A 13,617-nucleotide genomic window follows, 5' to 3' on the forward strand; every position below is an offset into this window, starting at 1 on the left:
GGTTTTTCCAGGATGAGCACGGTTTTTCCGCAGGAACACGACGATCTGACCGACGGTTTCGTCGCTTTTCCGGCCGATCGTGCTGCCACCTACCGGCAGGCCGGCTATTGGACGGGTGCGCCACTGGATTCGATTCTCAGCAACGGCGCCGCCGCCTGGCCCGATGCCACCGCGGTCGTCGATTCGCAGCGCAGTTACACCTTCGCCGAACTGGATGCCGTCGCCGATGTGGTCGCCGTGAGACTGGCCGAGTTGGGCCTGCGCGCCGGTGATCGGGTGCTGCTGCAGTTACTCAACACCACCCAGTTCGCCGTCGCGCTGTTCGGCCTGCTGCGCGCGGGGGTCGTGCCGGTGATGTGTCTGTCCGGGCACCGCGCCGCCGAACTCAGCCACTTCGCCGCGATCAGCGGGGCGGTGGGATTGGTGATCCCTGACACGGCAGCCGGATTCGACTTCCGTGAGATGGCCGCCCAACTGCAGGCCGAACATCCGGCGCTGCGGCATGTGATCGTCGACGGCGAGCCCGGCCCCTATCTGTCCTGGGCGCAGTTGAGCGCCCCGGAGCCGGGTCTGCGGCCCACACCCCGGTCGGACTTCGATCCGAGCCGACCGGCGCTGCTGCTGGTATCCGGTGGGACCACCGGGCTGCCGAAGCTGATCGCGCGGACCCACGACGACTACGTCTATACCGCCGTGGCCTCGGCGCAGGCCTATTCGATGACCAGCGCGGACACCTATCTGGTGGCCCTGCCGGCCGGGCACAACTTCCCGCTGGGCTGCCCCGGGCTGCTGGGGGCCATGACCGTGGGCGCCACCACGGTCTTCACCACCGATCCGAGCCCGGAGAACGCGTTCGCGCTCATCGACAAGCACCAGGTGACGGTGACGGGGCTGGTCAACGCGCTGGCCAAGGTGTGGGCGCAGGCATGTGACTGGGAGCCGGTACTGCCGACGTCGCTGCGGGCGGTGCAGGTGGGCGGATCGCGGATGACGGCCGAGGAGGCCAAGTTCATCCTGGACAACCTGACACCGGGCCTCAGCCAGATCTTCGGCATGGCCGAGGGCATGCTGAACTTCACCCGCCCCGGTGACCCGGTCGAGGTGCTGCTGCACACCCAGGGCCGGCCGATGTCCCCGCATGACGAGATGCGCGTCGTCGACGAGTTCGGCGCCGACGTCGCCCCCGGTGACGAGGGCGAGTTGCTGGTACGCGGCCCTTACACCATCAACGGCTACTACCGGGCCGAGGAGGCCAACGCGCGCTCCTTCAGCCCGGACGGCTTCTACCGTTCCGGGGACCGGGTCCGGATCTTCACCGACGGTCCGAAGGCCGGTTATGTCGAGGTGACCGGGCGGATCAAAGATGTGATCCATCGCGGCGGAGAGACGGTGTCCGCCTCCGACCTCGAAGAGCATCTGTTCGCCCACCCGGGCATCTATGCCGCCGCGGCGGTCGCCATGCCCGACGAGTATCTGGGTGAAAAGATCTGCGCCGCAGTCGTTTTCTCCGGTAAGCCGATCACACTGGCCGAACTGAACAGCTTCCTCGACGAGCGTGGGGTCTCCGCGCACACGAAACCCGACATGCTCGCTGCGCTGCCGACGCTGCCCAAGACCGCAGTCGGCAAGGTGGACAAGAAGCAGATCATCGCCACCTTGAGGTCGTCGTGACCGCTAATGCGTTCGTCCACTTCGAATCTCGTGCGCGGGTGTGCTGCGCAGCACATGAGGTAGCCCTCCGCCGCCGGTCGGTGCGTGCCACGATCTGTGTAAACGCAACCGCAGCGGCATCGCCGGCCGCGACGACATCGTGAGAAGAGGATCCGCAGCCGTGACGAATGACGCCGCCATCGACGGGCCGCTGGAACCGATCGCCATCGTCGGGATCGGCTGTCGGCTGGCCGGCGATGTGCGCACCCCGGCCGAGTTCTGGCGGTTCCTGCTCGACGGCGCCAGCGCGGTCGGTGAGGTACCGGCCGAGCGCTGGGAGCCCTATCTGCGCCGCGACCCCCGCAATTCCGCCATCCTCAAGGCCACCACCCCATGGGGCAGCTTCCTGTCCGACCTGCCGGCCTTCGACGCCGAGTTCTTCGGCGTGTCCCCGCGCGAGGCCGAACTGATGGACCCACAGCAGCGGCTGGCCCTGGAGGTCAGCTGGGAGGCGCTGGAACACGCCGGGGTGCCGCCGCGCTCCCTGGCCGGCAGCGACACCGCCGTCCTGATGGGCGTCAACTCCGACGACTACGGCAAGCTCGTCATGGAGGACCTGCCCGGAATCGAGGCCTGGACCGGCATCGGCACCGCGCTGTGCGGTATCGCCAACCGGGTGTCGCACCTGCTGGACCTGCGCGGTCCCAGCGTGGCGCTGGACGCCGCCTGTGCCGCCTCGCTGGTGGCGGTGCATCAAGCGTGTCAGTTGCTGCGCGCCGGTGAGACCTCGCTGGCCCTGGCCGGTGGTGTCAGCGCGCTGATCGGTCCCGGCCTGACCCGGGTGCTCGACGTCGCCGGCGCGACGGCCCCGGACGGGCAGTGCAAGTCCTTCGACGACTCCGCCGACGGGTACGGCCGCGGCGAGGGCGCCGCGGTGGTGGTGCTCAAGCGACTGGCCGACGCCCAGCGCGACAACGACCGGGTGCTCGCGATCGTGCGCGGCGGTGCGGTGGCCCAGGACGGCAGGACCGTGGGCATCATGTCGCCCAATGGCGCCGCCCAGGAGGACATGTTCCGCCGCACCTGCGACAGCGCCGGTATCGACCCCGCGACCATCGGCTACGTGGAGGCGCACGGCACCGGTACACCGACCGGCGACCCGACCGAACTGACGGCGCTGGCGGCCGTCTACGGCGCCGGCCGGCCGACGGACCGACCGTGCCTGGTGGGTTCGGTCAAACCCAACACCGGCCACCTCGAGGGTGGCGCCGGCGTGGTGGGCCTGGTGAAGGCCACGCTGGCCCTGCACCACGAGCAGGTGCCCCCGACCGCCGGTGTGCGCACGCCGACCACCGCCGTCGACTGGAGCACCAACGGGTTGCGGGTCAACACCGAGACGCAGCCGTGGCCGCGGGCCTCCCAGCCGCGCCGAGCCGCGGTGTGCAGCTATGGGTACGGCGGCACCATCGCGCATGTGCTGCTCGAAGAGGCACCCCTGACCACTCCCGAGCCGGAATGGGAATCTCCTGCGCTGCAGGTCATTCCGGTGACCGGCCGGTCGAAGAAGCGGTTGTCGGCCAACGCCGGCGCGCTGGCCGATCATCTGCGCGCGGCCCACGATCCGGTCGGCGCGGTCGCCGCCACCCTGTGGGCGCGGCGCTCCCATGAACCGGTGCGCGCCGCGATCATCGCCGAGGACCACAAGGAGCTGATCGTCGGGCTCGATGCGCTCGCCGCCGGTGAGCGGCACTTCTCGGTGGCGACCGGTTCGGTGCTGCCCGGTGCCGAGAACGGCGCGGTATGGGTGTGCTCGGGTCACGGCTCGCATTGGATCGGGATGGGCGCCGAGCTGCTGCGCGACGAGCCGGCCTTCGGCGCGGTGATCGATGCCATCGAGCCGGTGTTCGCCGCCGAACTCGGATTCTCGGCCCGCCACGCCCTGACCACCGGTGAGCACGGTGGCACCGATCAGGTGCAGGCACTGACCTTCGCCATGCAGGTCGGCCTGGCCGCCGTGCTGCGGTCCCGCGGCGCAGCGCCGGCCGCCGTCATCGGGCATTCCGTCGGTGAGGTCGCGGCCTGCGTCATCACCGGCGTGTTCGATCTCACCGAGGGCGCCAAGGTCGCGTGCTACCGGGCCCGTGGGTTCCGTGCGGTCGCGGGCCAGGGTGCGATGGCGCTGGCGTCGGTGTCCTTCGCCGATGCCGAGGCACGACTGCGCGACAACCCGGACGTGGTGGCCGCCATCAGCGCCTCCCCCGAATCCACCGTCATCTCGGGCACCACCGCCGGCGTGCGCCGGGTGCTCGAGGACTGGACGGCGTTGGGCATCGTCACCCGCCAGGTGAACACCGATGTCGCCTTTCACAGCCCGGCGATGGACGCATTGACCGCGGAGCTGGCGCGGTTGACCGCCACGTTGCACCCGCAGGCCCCGACCATCCCGCTGTACAGCACCGCGCTGGCCGATCCGCGCTCGACCGCGGTGCGCGGTCCCGACTACTGGGTGGCCAATCTGCGTGGGCGGGTGCGGTTCGCCGAGGCCGTGACCGCGGCCGCCGAGGACGGCCACCGGCTGTTCCTGGAGATCTCCGCACACCCGGTCGTCTCGCACTCCATCGTGGATACGTTGTCGCACAATGGAATCGAAACCTATGGTGTGCTGCCGCTGCATCGCCGCAACATGCCGGAGGTGCGATCGGTCACCACCGCCATGGCCGCCCTGCACTGTCACGGGGCGCCCGTCACGCTCGCGCCGGCGCACACCGGCTGGGCGCACGACCTGCCGGGCAATCAATGGCAGCACCGGAACTTCTGGCGCACCCCGGCCACCCCGCCCGGCGGCGGCGCCGTCCACGACCGGGACAGCAACACCCTGCTCGGCGGGCGCCTGGAGGTCACCGCGGCGGTACCGGCCAAGGTGTGGCAGACCCAGCTGGACATGGTCACCCGCCCCTACCCGGGTGACCATCCGGTCAAGGACACCGAGATCATCCCGGCGGCGGTGCTGCTCAACACCTTTCGTGCCGCCGCTGGCGGCGACATCGTGGACGTCCGTTTGCGCACCCCGGTGGCGCCCGGGCGCGCCCGCGATATCCAGGTGGTGCTGCAGGACCGTTCACTGACCCTGGCGTCGCGCCTGGCCGAGGGTGAGGGCGACAGCTGGTTGACCCACTGCACGGCCGGCGTCGCCGACCCGGCGCCCCGACCGGCCGATGTCGATGTCGATGTGGCCGCCGTACGCGACCGCTGCCCCGAATTGCTGCCCGACGGGCACGTGGTGGACACCCTGGCCGGTCTCGGGGTGGCCGCGATGGGCTTTCCCTGGGAGGTGACCGAACTGCGCCGCGGCGACGACGAGATGCTGGCCGTGGTGCGCGTCGAACCCGACGGGTCGACGCCCGCGACGTGGGCGGGACTGCTCGATGCCGCGACATCGGTCGCTTCGATCGTCTTCGAATCCCCGCTGCGGCTGCGGATGCCGGCCCGCATCGACCGGTTGTCGCTGCGCGGCAATCCGATCGGGACGGCGGTACTGCACATCCGCCGCGGCACCGGGACAGTGGCGGATGTGACGATCGCCGATCCGGCCGGCGTGCCGGTGGGATCCATCGGCGGCATGTACTTCGACGAGCTGGAGAACCCTGGCGGCAACGACGTCTCCCGAATGGTCCAGCAACTGGCCTGGCATCCCACGCCGTGGCGCGCCGATGCCGTGCCCGGCCAGGTGGTCCTCGTCGGCGGTGATGCCGAGATGCTGGCGTGGTGCATGCGCGATCTCGCCGCTGCCGATATCGCACATCGGTTGTGCCGCACTCCAGATGAGATTCCCACCGCGCTGGCCGCGGGTGCGATCGTGCTGGTGCTGCCGCAGTCCGGCGAGTCCCCGGCCGACGGTGTGGGCCGCGTGCACCACACACTGATGACGCTGTTGGAACGCAATGCACAGGCTGCGCTGTGGGCGCTGACCCGCGGTGTGTACGAGGGCAGCGATATCAGCGGCTCACCGCTGTGGGGTTTCGCCAGGATCGCCGCCGCCGAACATCCCGGCCTGTGGGGCGGTGTCATCGACGTCGCCGATGATCACCTGCCCGTCGGCGTGCTGTCATCGCTGGCCGGTCACGGGGTCGTCGTCGTCCGCGACGACATCGCGCTGACCGCCCGGCTGACGCATGCCGAATCCAATCGTGGTCCGGCGTTGACCTGTTCGCCGGCCGGTACCTATCTGATCACCGGCGGCACCGGCGCCCTCGGCGCGCGGGTGGCGACACGGCTGGCCGATCTCGGCGCGCGCCGCCTCGTGCTGCTGTCGCGGCGCGGGGTCGGCGACCGGGCGTCCTGGGATGTCGACGCCGAACCGGCGCGCACCATCCTGGCGTTGGAGGAACGCGGGGTGTCGGTCCGGGTTGCCGCGGTCGACATCGCCGCCCCGGGCGCCGCCGAGGATCTGCGCGCAGCGCTGCGGGATCTGCCGCCGGTGCGTGGTGTGGTGCACGCCGCCGGGGTCGAGGCCGGCGCCCTGTTGGCCGGCACCACGGCCGAGGATTTCGCCACCGCCATGCGCCCGAAGGTGGACGGCACCCAGACCCTGCACGAGATGTTCCCGCCGGGTGAGCTGGACTGGCTGGTGCTGTTCTCGTCGTGCGGTTATCTGGCCGGCTTCCCCGGCCAGGGCGCCTACGCCTGCGCCAACGCATATCTGGATGCGTTCGCCCAGCACCGTCGCGGCCTCGGTGACCGCACCACCGCCGTGGCCTGGACGGCCTGGCGCGGGCTCGGGATGGGATCGACCTCCAGCTTCGTCGCCGCCCAACTCGGCGCGCTCGGGATGGGCACCGTCGGCGCCGACGACGCCATGCGCGCACTGGATCTCGCGATGCGCGCCGATCAGCCGCATATCGTCGTGCTGCCGGTGACGGCGGACGCGGCATCGGTACCGATGCTCGCCGATATCGCACCGGCGGACACCGTCGAGCACGCCGCCGACGCCGCGGTGCAGGCCGGCCGCGAGGGTGTGGACACCGCGGTCTGGGTCGCCGAGCTGGTGGTGGCGACGGTGGCCGTCGAGCTGGGACTCTCCGATGACGATGTCGATCCGCGGCTGCCGCTGGCCGAGATCGGCGTCGACTCGATCATGACCGTGGCGCTGCGCAAACAACTGGAGCGCAAGACCGGTCTGGCGCTGCCGCCGACGTTGCTGTGGGAGCATCCGACCGCCGCGGCGGTCGCCACCCGGATCGTGGAACTGCTGACACCGCACGAGGAATCGGTGGCCGAAGAGGTCGGCGCCTGCCCCTGAGTGCCCTCAACTCGCTGCGAGCGTGTACGTGGCTTCAGTCTCCTCGTCGATGTCGACACTCGGCTGAACTGGGGTAGGTCATGGAGCGAGTTTTCCTACCAGGGTTCAGCCTGGTCGCGGCCCGCCCCGTCTTGGCTGAAGCCTGGTAGCTCCACCGCGCGCTGCGGGCGGGGTATCAGTCGTCGAGCAGGTCGCGGATCACCGCGTCGGTCAGCAGGCGCCCGCGATCGGTGAGCACCAGCCGATCACCGGCGGGTACCAGCAGGCCGCCGGTCACCGCGGTGTCGGCGCGGCCCCGCTCGGCGTCGGTCAGCAGCGAGGTCGGCAGTCCGGTGCGCAGTCGCATCCGCAGCATCACGTCCTCGATGTGCCGCGCCGCGGTGTCGAGCTCCTCGGAGTCGGCGACGGGCAGCCTGCGCTCGGCCAGGGACTGCGCATAGGCCTTGGGATGCTTGACATTCCACCATCGGGTGTCGTCCAGGAAGCCGTGGGCGCCCGGCCCGGCACCCCACCAGTGCCCGCCGTCCCAGTAGCCCAGGTTGTGTCGGCACTCCGCGCCCGGCACGGCCCAGTTCGACACCTCGTACCAGTGCAGGCCCGCCGCCGTCAGCGCGGCGTCGAGCAACTCGTAACGGTCGGCCAGCACATCGTCATCCGGTGCCGGCAGCTCGCCGCGGCGGACCCGCCGGGCCAGTGCGGTGCCGTCCTCGACGATGAGCGCATACGCCGACAGGTGGTCGATCCCTGCCTCCAGTGCCGTCTCGACCGAGAGCTTGAGGTCATCGTCGGTTTCACCCGGTGTGCCGTAGATGAGGTCCAGGTTGACGTGCGCGAAACCCTCGGCCCGGGCCTCGCGCGCCGCCGCGGGGGCACGCCCGGCCGAGTGCACGCGGTCCAGCACCGCCAGCACATGCGGTGCCGCCGACTGCATGCCCAGCGAAACCCGGGTGTAGCCGGCCTCGCGCAGGCGGGCGAACAGGGCGGGGGAACTGGATTCCGGATTGGCCTCGGTGGTGACCTCCGCATCGGGAGCCAGCTCGAAGTGGTCGCGGATCGCGGCCAGCACCGCCGCCAACCCGGCACCGCCGAGCAGGGTCGGGGTGCCGCCGCCGACGAACACCGTGTCCACCGGCCGGCTCCCCACCCGCTCGGCAGCCAGTTCCAGTTCGACCCGCACGGCGGCCAACCAGCCGTCGGGGGTGGCGTCGCCGAGTTCGGCCGGGGTGTAGGTGTTGAAATCGCAGTAGCCGCAGCGCGTGGCGCAGAACGGCACATGTACGTAGATGCCGAAGGGGCCCGCACTGGTCATGGCTCCGATTGTCCCAGAGCGCGTTGCACTCACGCCGATCCCAAATCTGGCCCGGTTAGGGCAGGTGGGGCCTGTCGTGGCAGAATGTCGGGCGTGACCGCCGCCGTTGACAGCACCACCCGCATTGCGCTGGTGGTCCGGCGGCATGTCGACCTCAAGCGCATCTGTAGCTGTTGCTGTCTGCCCTGACCCGCGTCGATATCGGAATCAGCCCGCCCTACCCATGAGGCGGCCGCCGGATCTGCGCCGCCGGCCAGCCCTCCGGCGATCGCGCGAACGGTGTGCCGCTCCCCGACAAGGAGCCCGACAGCATGACCGAAACCGTTTCCACTCCCGCCGAGAAGCCCGCAAAGCCCGTCAAGCGTCCCCGCGGCGAGGGCCAATGGGCGCTCGGCTACCGCGAACCGCTGAACGCCAACGAGCAGGCCAAGAAGGACGACAACCCGCTCAACGTGCGTCAGCGCATCGAGACCATCTATGCCCCGAACGGGTTCGACTCGATCGACAAGGGCGACCTGCGCGGCCGTTTCCGCTGGTGGGGGCTCTACACCCAGCGCAAGCCGGGCTTCGACGGCACCTGGACCGGCGACGAGAACACCGACATGCTCGAAGACGAGTACTTCATGCTGCGAGTGCGCAGCGACGGCGGTGACCTCAGCCTGGCCGCACTGCGCACGCTCGGCGGCATCTCGACCGAGTTCGCGCGCGACACCGCCGACATCTCCGATCGACAGAACGTCCAGTACCACTGGATCGATGTGCGGAACATGCCGGAGATCTGGCGCCGTCTCGACGAGGTCGGCCTGCAGACCACCGAGGCGTGCGGAGACTGCCCGCGCGTCGTGCTGGGCTCGCCGCTGGCCGGCCAGCATCCCGACGAGGTGATCGACGGGACACCCGCGGTCAACGAGATCGTCAAGCGCTATATCGGCAAGCCCGAGTACTCGAACCTGCCGCGCAAGTTCAAGACCGCCATCTCGGGTCTGCAGGATGTGGTGCACGAGGTCAACGACGTCGCGTTCATCGGTGTCGTGCATCCCGAGCACGGGCCCGGCTTCGATCTGTGGGTCGGCGGCGGACTGTCCACCAACCCGATGCTGGCCCAGCGCGTCGGGGTGTGGGTTCCGCTGGACGAGGTGCCCGATGTGTGGGAGGCCGTGGTCAGCGTCTTCCGCGATTACGGCTACCGCCGGCTGCGCGCCAAGGCCCGGCTCAAGTTCCTGATCAAGGACTGGGGCGTAGAAAAATTCCGTGAGGTCATGGAGACCGAGTACCTCAAGCGTCCGATGCTCGATGGACCGGCGCCGACCCCGGTCACCCGGCCGATCGACCACGTGGGTGTGACCAAGCTCAAGAACGGGCTCAACGCCGTCGGAGTCTCCCCCATCGCGGGCCGCGTCACCGGCACCATCTTGACCAAGGTCGCCGACCTGGCCGAGGCTGCCGGCGCCGACCGGGTGCGCTTCACGCCATATCAGAAGCTGATCGTCCTGGACGTCCCCGACAACAAGCTCGAGGAGCTGCGGGCCGGCCTGGATGCGCTGGGCCTGCCGTCGGCCCCGTCGCACTGGCGACGTAACCTGATGGCCTGCACCGGCATCGAGTTCTGCAAGCTGAGCTTCGCCGAGACCCGCAGCCGCTCGCAGGTGCTGGTGCCCGAGCTGGAGAAGCGTCTGGAGGACATCAACGCCCAGCTCGACGTGCCGGTGACCATCAACATCAACGGCTGCCCCAACTCCTGCGCGCGTATCCAGGTCGCCGATATCGGCTTCAAGGGCCAGATGATCGACGACGGCAACGGGCCCGAGGAGGGTTTCCAGGTGCATCTGGGCGGCAGCCTGGGCCTGGACAGCGGATTCGGCCGCAAACTGCGCCAGCACAAGGTGCTGGCCACCGAGCTCGGCGACTACATCGAGCGGGTCGTTCGCAACTTCGTGAAACAACGCGAGGACGGCGAGCGTTTCGCTCAGTGGGCGGTTCGCGCCGATGACGCTGATTTGAGGTGATCACGAAGTGACAGTGGTGACGAGAACACCGGAGGACCTGCAGCAACTGGCCGAGCGTGGGGCGGCCGAGCTGGCCGACGCGAGCGCCGAGGAGTTGCTGCGTTGGGCCGATGAGAACTTCGGCGGTGAATACGTCGTGGCGTCCAACATGCAGGACGCCGTGCTGGTCGAGATGGCGGCCAAGGTGCGCCCCGGTGTGGACGTGTTGTTCCTCGACACCGGCTACCACTTCGCCGAGACGATCGGCACCCGCGATGCCGTCGAGGCCGTGTACGACGTGCGTGTGGTGAATGTCACCCCCGAGCGCACCGTGGCCGAGCAGGATGAGCTGCACGGCAAGGATCTGTTCGCCCGCGACGCGGCGGCCTGCTGCCGGATGCGCAAGGTCGAGCCGCTGAGCAAGGCGTTGAAGGGTTACTCGGCGTGGGTCACCGGTATCCGCCGGGTGGAGGCCCCGACCCGCGCCAACGCCCCGCTGATCAGCTGGGACGCCGCGTTCGGCCTGGTCAAGATCAACCCGATCGCCGCGTGGAGCGATGAGCAGATGCAGGCCTATATCGACGCCAACGGCATCCTGGTCAATCCGCTCGTCGACGAGGGTTATCCCTCCATCGGCTGCGCCCCCTGCACCGCCAAACCGGTCGCGGGTGCGGACCCGCGCAGCGGGCGGTGGGCCGGGCAGTCGAAGACCGAATGCGGTCTGCACGCGTCATGAGGTCGGAGGTGAGCGCACCCGTACTGGTGCTCACCGCGCACGGCAGCGCCGATCCCCGCTCGGCGGTGAACACGCATGCGGTGGCCGACACCATCCGCCGGATGCGGCCGGGACTGCCGGTCCGACCGGCGTTCTGTGAGCAGTCGGCCCCCAACCTCGTCGACGTGCTGCGTGACGTCGGCGACCGCGCGGTGATCACTCCCCTGCTGCTGGCCGACGCGTTCCACGCCCGTACCGACATCCCGGCCATGATCGCCGAGAGCGGCGTGGCCGCCCGGCAGGCCGCGGTGCTCGGCGAGGATGACCAGCTGCTGGCGGTGCTGCGCAGGCGTATCGCCGAAGCCGGTGTGTCGGCCAAGGATTCGGGGGTCGGGGTGATCGTGGCCGCGGTCGGGTCCTCGCGTCCGGATGCCAACGCCCGCACCGCCACCGTCGCCTCCACGCTGGCGCTGGACACCCGGTGGTCCGGTGTCACCACGGCGTTCGCCACCGGACCGAAACCTTCACTGCCCGAGGCCGTGCACCGGTTGCGCCTGCGCGGCGCGGATCGCATCGTCATCGCACCGTGGTTCCTGGCGCACGGCAAGATCACCGATCGGGTCGCCGAGTTCGCTGCGGCACATGGCATCCCGATGGCTGCCCCGCTCGGGGCGCATCGCCTGGTGGCCGAGACCGTGCTCGACCGCTTCGATTCGGTGATCAGCAGGCGCGTCGCCGCCTGAGTGTCATGGCCGCACCTCGTAGACGAGGTTGAACGGCGTTCGTGCAGCCTCCCGGAAGCGGGCGAACCCCGCGCTGGTGACCACGTCCCGGATGCGCGCCGGACCGGCCTGGGTGCCCAGCGCCAGCCCGACCGGCTGGGCCAGCGACGACGGTGTGCACAGTAACGTCGAGAACCCGTAGTAGGCGCGTCCCACGGGGGTGAAGTTGTCCTCGACGCGATCGCCGGCCACCGGTTCCACGATCATCCACGTACCGTCGTCTTCCAGCACCGAGCGCACGTGCCGGGCGACGCCGACCGGATCGCCCATATCGTGCAGACAGTCGAACATGGTGACCAGATCATAAGGGCCACCGGCGAATCCGTCGGCCGGTGCACACGTGAAGGTCACCGTCGGTGCGACATCCGCCCGTTGCGCACGTTCCCGCGCGGTGTCTATCGAGCCGGCGTGCACGTCGGTACCGGTGAACTCGGACCGCGGAAACGACTGGGCCATCAGGATGGTCGACGCGCCGTGCCCGCAGCCCACATCGGCGACCCGGGCCCCGCGGTCCAGTTTGGCCGTGATGCCGTCGAGCGCGGGCAGCCAATCCGACACCAGGTGCGCGGCGTAGGTGGGACGGAAAAACCTCTCGCACCCGACATGGACATCGGAATTGTGGTCACCCCAGTGCATACCGGCCCCGGTGGTGGCCGCCTCGAAGATCTTCGTCGCGTCCCTGGCCGTTCCGTGTGCGGTCTGGAACAACCCGACCACGAAGGCCGGGCTGCCCTCGTCGGCCAGCGCGGTCGCCTGCTCGGGCTGCAGGAAGTACCGCCCCGTGTCCGGGTCGTAGTCGACAAAATGTCCCGCGGCCTGCGCGTTGAGCCATTCGCGCGTGTAGTGCGCGTCGGTTCCGGTGTGTTCGGCCAGTTCGGCCGGCGTGCTGGGGCCGTGATCCCGCAACGACCGGTAGTAGCCCAACCGGTCCCCCATCACCACCAGCGCGCAGTTCAGCGCCGCGCCGGCCTCTTCGACCGCACGCATGACGAACCCCATCAATCGGTCGTGGTCGACGACCGAGGTAGTTGTGGTGCCCATGTGACCTCTCCTATTCACTCCGCTGCCGGAGGCCGGTCGGTCACGGACGGGGTCACAACGCAGTGCGGCCCCGGTTCTGGGCCGCCACCACCGATCGACGTTGAAGTTACTCCTGGCGATGACTTTGGGACAGGGCCGAAATCCAGGTTCACATAGTGGCACGAATTCAAATAACTGCTACTATCTGAATATGTCTGATGATCCCAAACCGCGTCGGTTGACCCGCGCGGAGAGCAAGGAACTGACCCGCCGCCGCCTGCTCGACGCCGCCGCCGGCGTGTTCGCGCGTCGTGGTTATGCCGCCGCCTCGGTAGACGAGATCGCCGAGTCCGCGGGCTTCTCGGTGGGCGCGGTGTACTCCAACTTCGCCAACAAGGACGAACTGTTCTCGGCCCTGATGACCGATCGGGCCGTCGATCGCATGGACGCCGTCGCCGACATCATCCGGTCCTCACACGCCGAGTCGGCCGATCCGCTGCACGCGCTGGGCCGGATGCTGATCGAGATGGCCGACAAGGAGATCGACGTCGCGGTGCTGCGCACCGAATTCTGGTTACACGCGGTGCGCAATCCCGAACTGATGCAGATCGAGGCCGCCGCGTCGGCCAAGACCCTCGACGCCGTGCGCGGGATCCTGACGAACATGTTGGAGCGCAACGGTGTCGACGTCGACCAGATCTCGGTCGACGATTTCGCCACCACGACGCTGGCCATGTTCGGTGGCCTGATCCGGCAACGCCGCATCGAGCCCGAACGCGTCACCGAGGAGATGTTCGGGCAGGCCCTGCGCTGGCAGCTCGCCGGCATGCCCCGCAAACAGGACGGAGAGCGCTGAC

Annotated in this window: 8 protein-coding genes; 6 read left to right on the forward strand and 2 right to left on the reverse strand. The window is 69.4% G+C overall.

From position 1 onward, the window contains the following. Positions 1-12 precede the first annotated feature (12 nt). On the forward strand, positions 13-1,671 hold the full coding sequence (locus tag ACWDUN_RS14395) for a (2,3-dihydroxybenzoyl)adenylate synthase (RefSeq protein WP_449929675.1): 1,659 nt from the start codon (positions 13-15) through the stop codon (positions 1,669-1,671). A 160-nt stretch (positions 1,672-1,831) separates the two neighbouring features. Then, positions 1,832-6,949 carry a type I polyketide synthase gene (locus tag ACWDUN_RS14400; protein WP_449929676.1) on the forward strand — a complete coding sequence of 1,706 codons (5,118 nt, stop codon included), beginning with the start codon at positions 1,832-1,834 and terminating at the stop codon, positions 6,947-6,949. A gap of 175 nt (positions 6,950-7,124) precedes the next feature. Here ACWDUN_RS14400 and hemW read toward each other — a convergent pair whose 3' ends face one another. Continuing rightward, the gene (gene hemW, locus ACWDUN_RS14405; RefSeq protein WP_449929678.1) at positions 7,125-8,258 is read right to left on the reverse strand and encodes a radical SAM family heme chaperone HemW; all 1,134 of its coding nucleotides are present in this window, start codon (positions 8,256-8,258) and stop codon (positions 7,125-7,127) included. Between the two features lie 311 nt (positions 8,259-8,569). Here hemW and ACWDUN_RS14410 point away from each other — a divergent pair, with 311 nt between their 5' ends. Genes ACWDUN_RS14410 through ACWDUN_RS14420 form a run of 3 tightly spaced genes read left to right on the forward strand, consistent with a single transcriptional unit; the run spans position 8,570 to position 11,701 of the window. Further along, positions 8,570-10,264, forward strand: a complete 1,695-nt coding sequence (locus ACWDUN_RS14410; RefSeq protein WP_449929680.1) for a nitrite/sulfite reductase — start codon at positions 8,570-8,572, stop codon at positions 10,262-10,264. A 7-nt stretch (positions 10,265-10,271) separates the two neighbouring features. Then, complete coding sequence (locus ACWDUN_RS14415; RefSeq protein ID WP_449929682.1) at positions 10,272-10,979, forward strand: phosphoadenylyl-sulfate reductase; 708 nt, start codon at positions 10,272-10,274, stop codon at positions 10,977-10,979. Beyond that, complete coding sequence (locus tag ACWDUN_RS14420) at positions 10,958-11,701, forward strand: sirohydrochlorin chelatase (protein ID WP_449929684.1); 744 nt, start codon at positions 10,958-10,960, stop codon at positions 11,699-11,701. Before ACWDUN_RS14415 ends, ACWDUN_RS14420 begins: the two co-directional genes overlap by 22 nt. Positions 11,702-11,704: 3 nt before the next feature. Here ACWDUN_RS14420 and ACWDUN_RS14425 read toward each other — a convergent pair whose 3' ends face one another. Continuing rightward, entirely contained in the window at positions 11,705-12,781 is a 1,077-nt protein-coding gene (locus tag ACWDUN_RS14425) for a class I SAM-dependent methyltransferase (protein ID WP_449929686.1), read from the reverse strand. Positions 12,782-12,971: 190 nt separating this feature from the next. Here ACWDUN_RS14425 and ACWDUN_RS14430 point away from each other — a divergent pair, with 190 nt between their 5' ends. Then, positions 12,972-13,616, forward strand: a complete 645-nt coding sequence (locus ACWDUN_RS14430) for a TetR/AcrR family transcriptional regulator (protein ID WP_449929688.1) — start codon at positions 12,972-12,974, stop codon at positions 13,614-13,616. Position 13,617 lies beyond the last annotated feature (1 nt).

This window comes from Mycobacterium sp. NPDC003323 (assembly GCF_053589535.1).

Excerpts from the sequence above, each read along its gene's own strand:
- ACWDUN_RS14430 (WP_449929688.1), top strand. The coding sequence starts at position 12,972 with ATGTCTGATGATCCCAAACCGCGTCGGTTGACCCGCGCGGAGAGCAAG.
- ACWDUN_RS14425 (WP_449929686.1), bottom strand. The coding sequence starts at position 12,781 with ATGGGCACCACAACTACCTCGGTCGTCGACCACGACCGATTGATGGGG.
- ACWDUN_RS14420 (WP_449929684.1), top strand. The coding sequence starts at position 10,958 with ATGCGGTCTGCACGCGTCATGAGGTCGGAGGTGAGCGCACCCGTACTG.
- ACWDUN_RS14410 (WP_449929680.1), top strand. The coding sequence starts at position 8,570 with ATGACCGAAACCGTTTCCACTCCCGCCGAGAAGCCCGCAAAGCCCGTC.
- ACWDUN_RS14395 (WP_449929675.1), top strand. The coding sequence starts at position 13 with ATGAGCACGGTTTTTCCGCAGGAACACGACGATCTGACCGACGGTTTC.
- hemW (WP_449929678.1), bottom strand. The coding sequence starts at position 8,258 with ATGACCAGTGCGGGCCCCTTCGGCATCTACGTACATGTGCCGTTCTGC.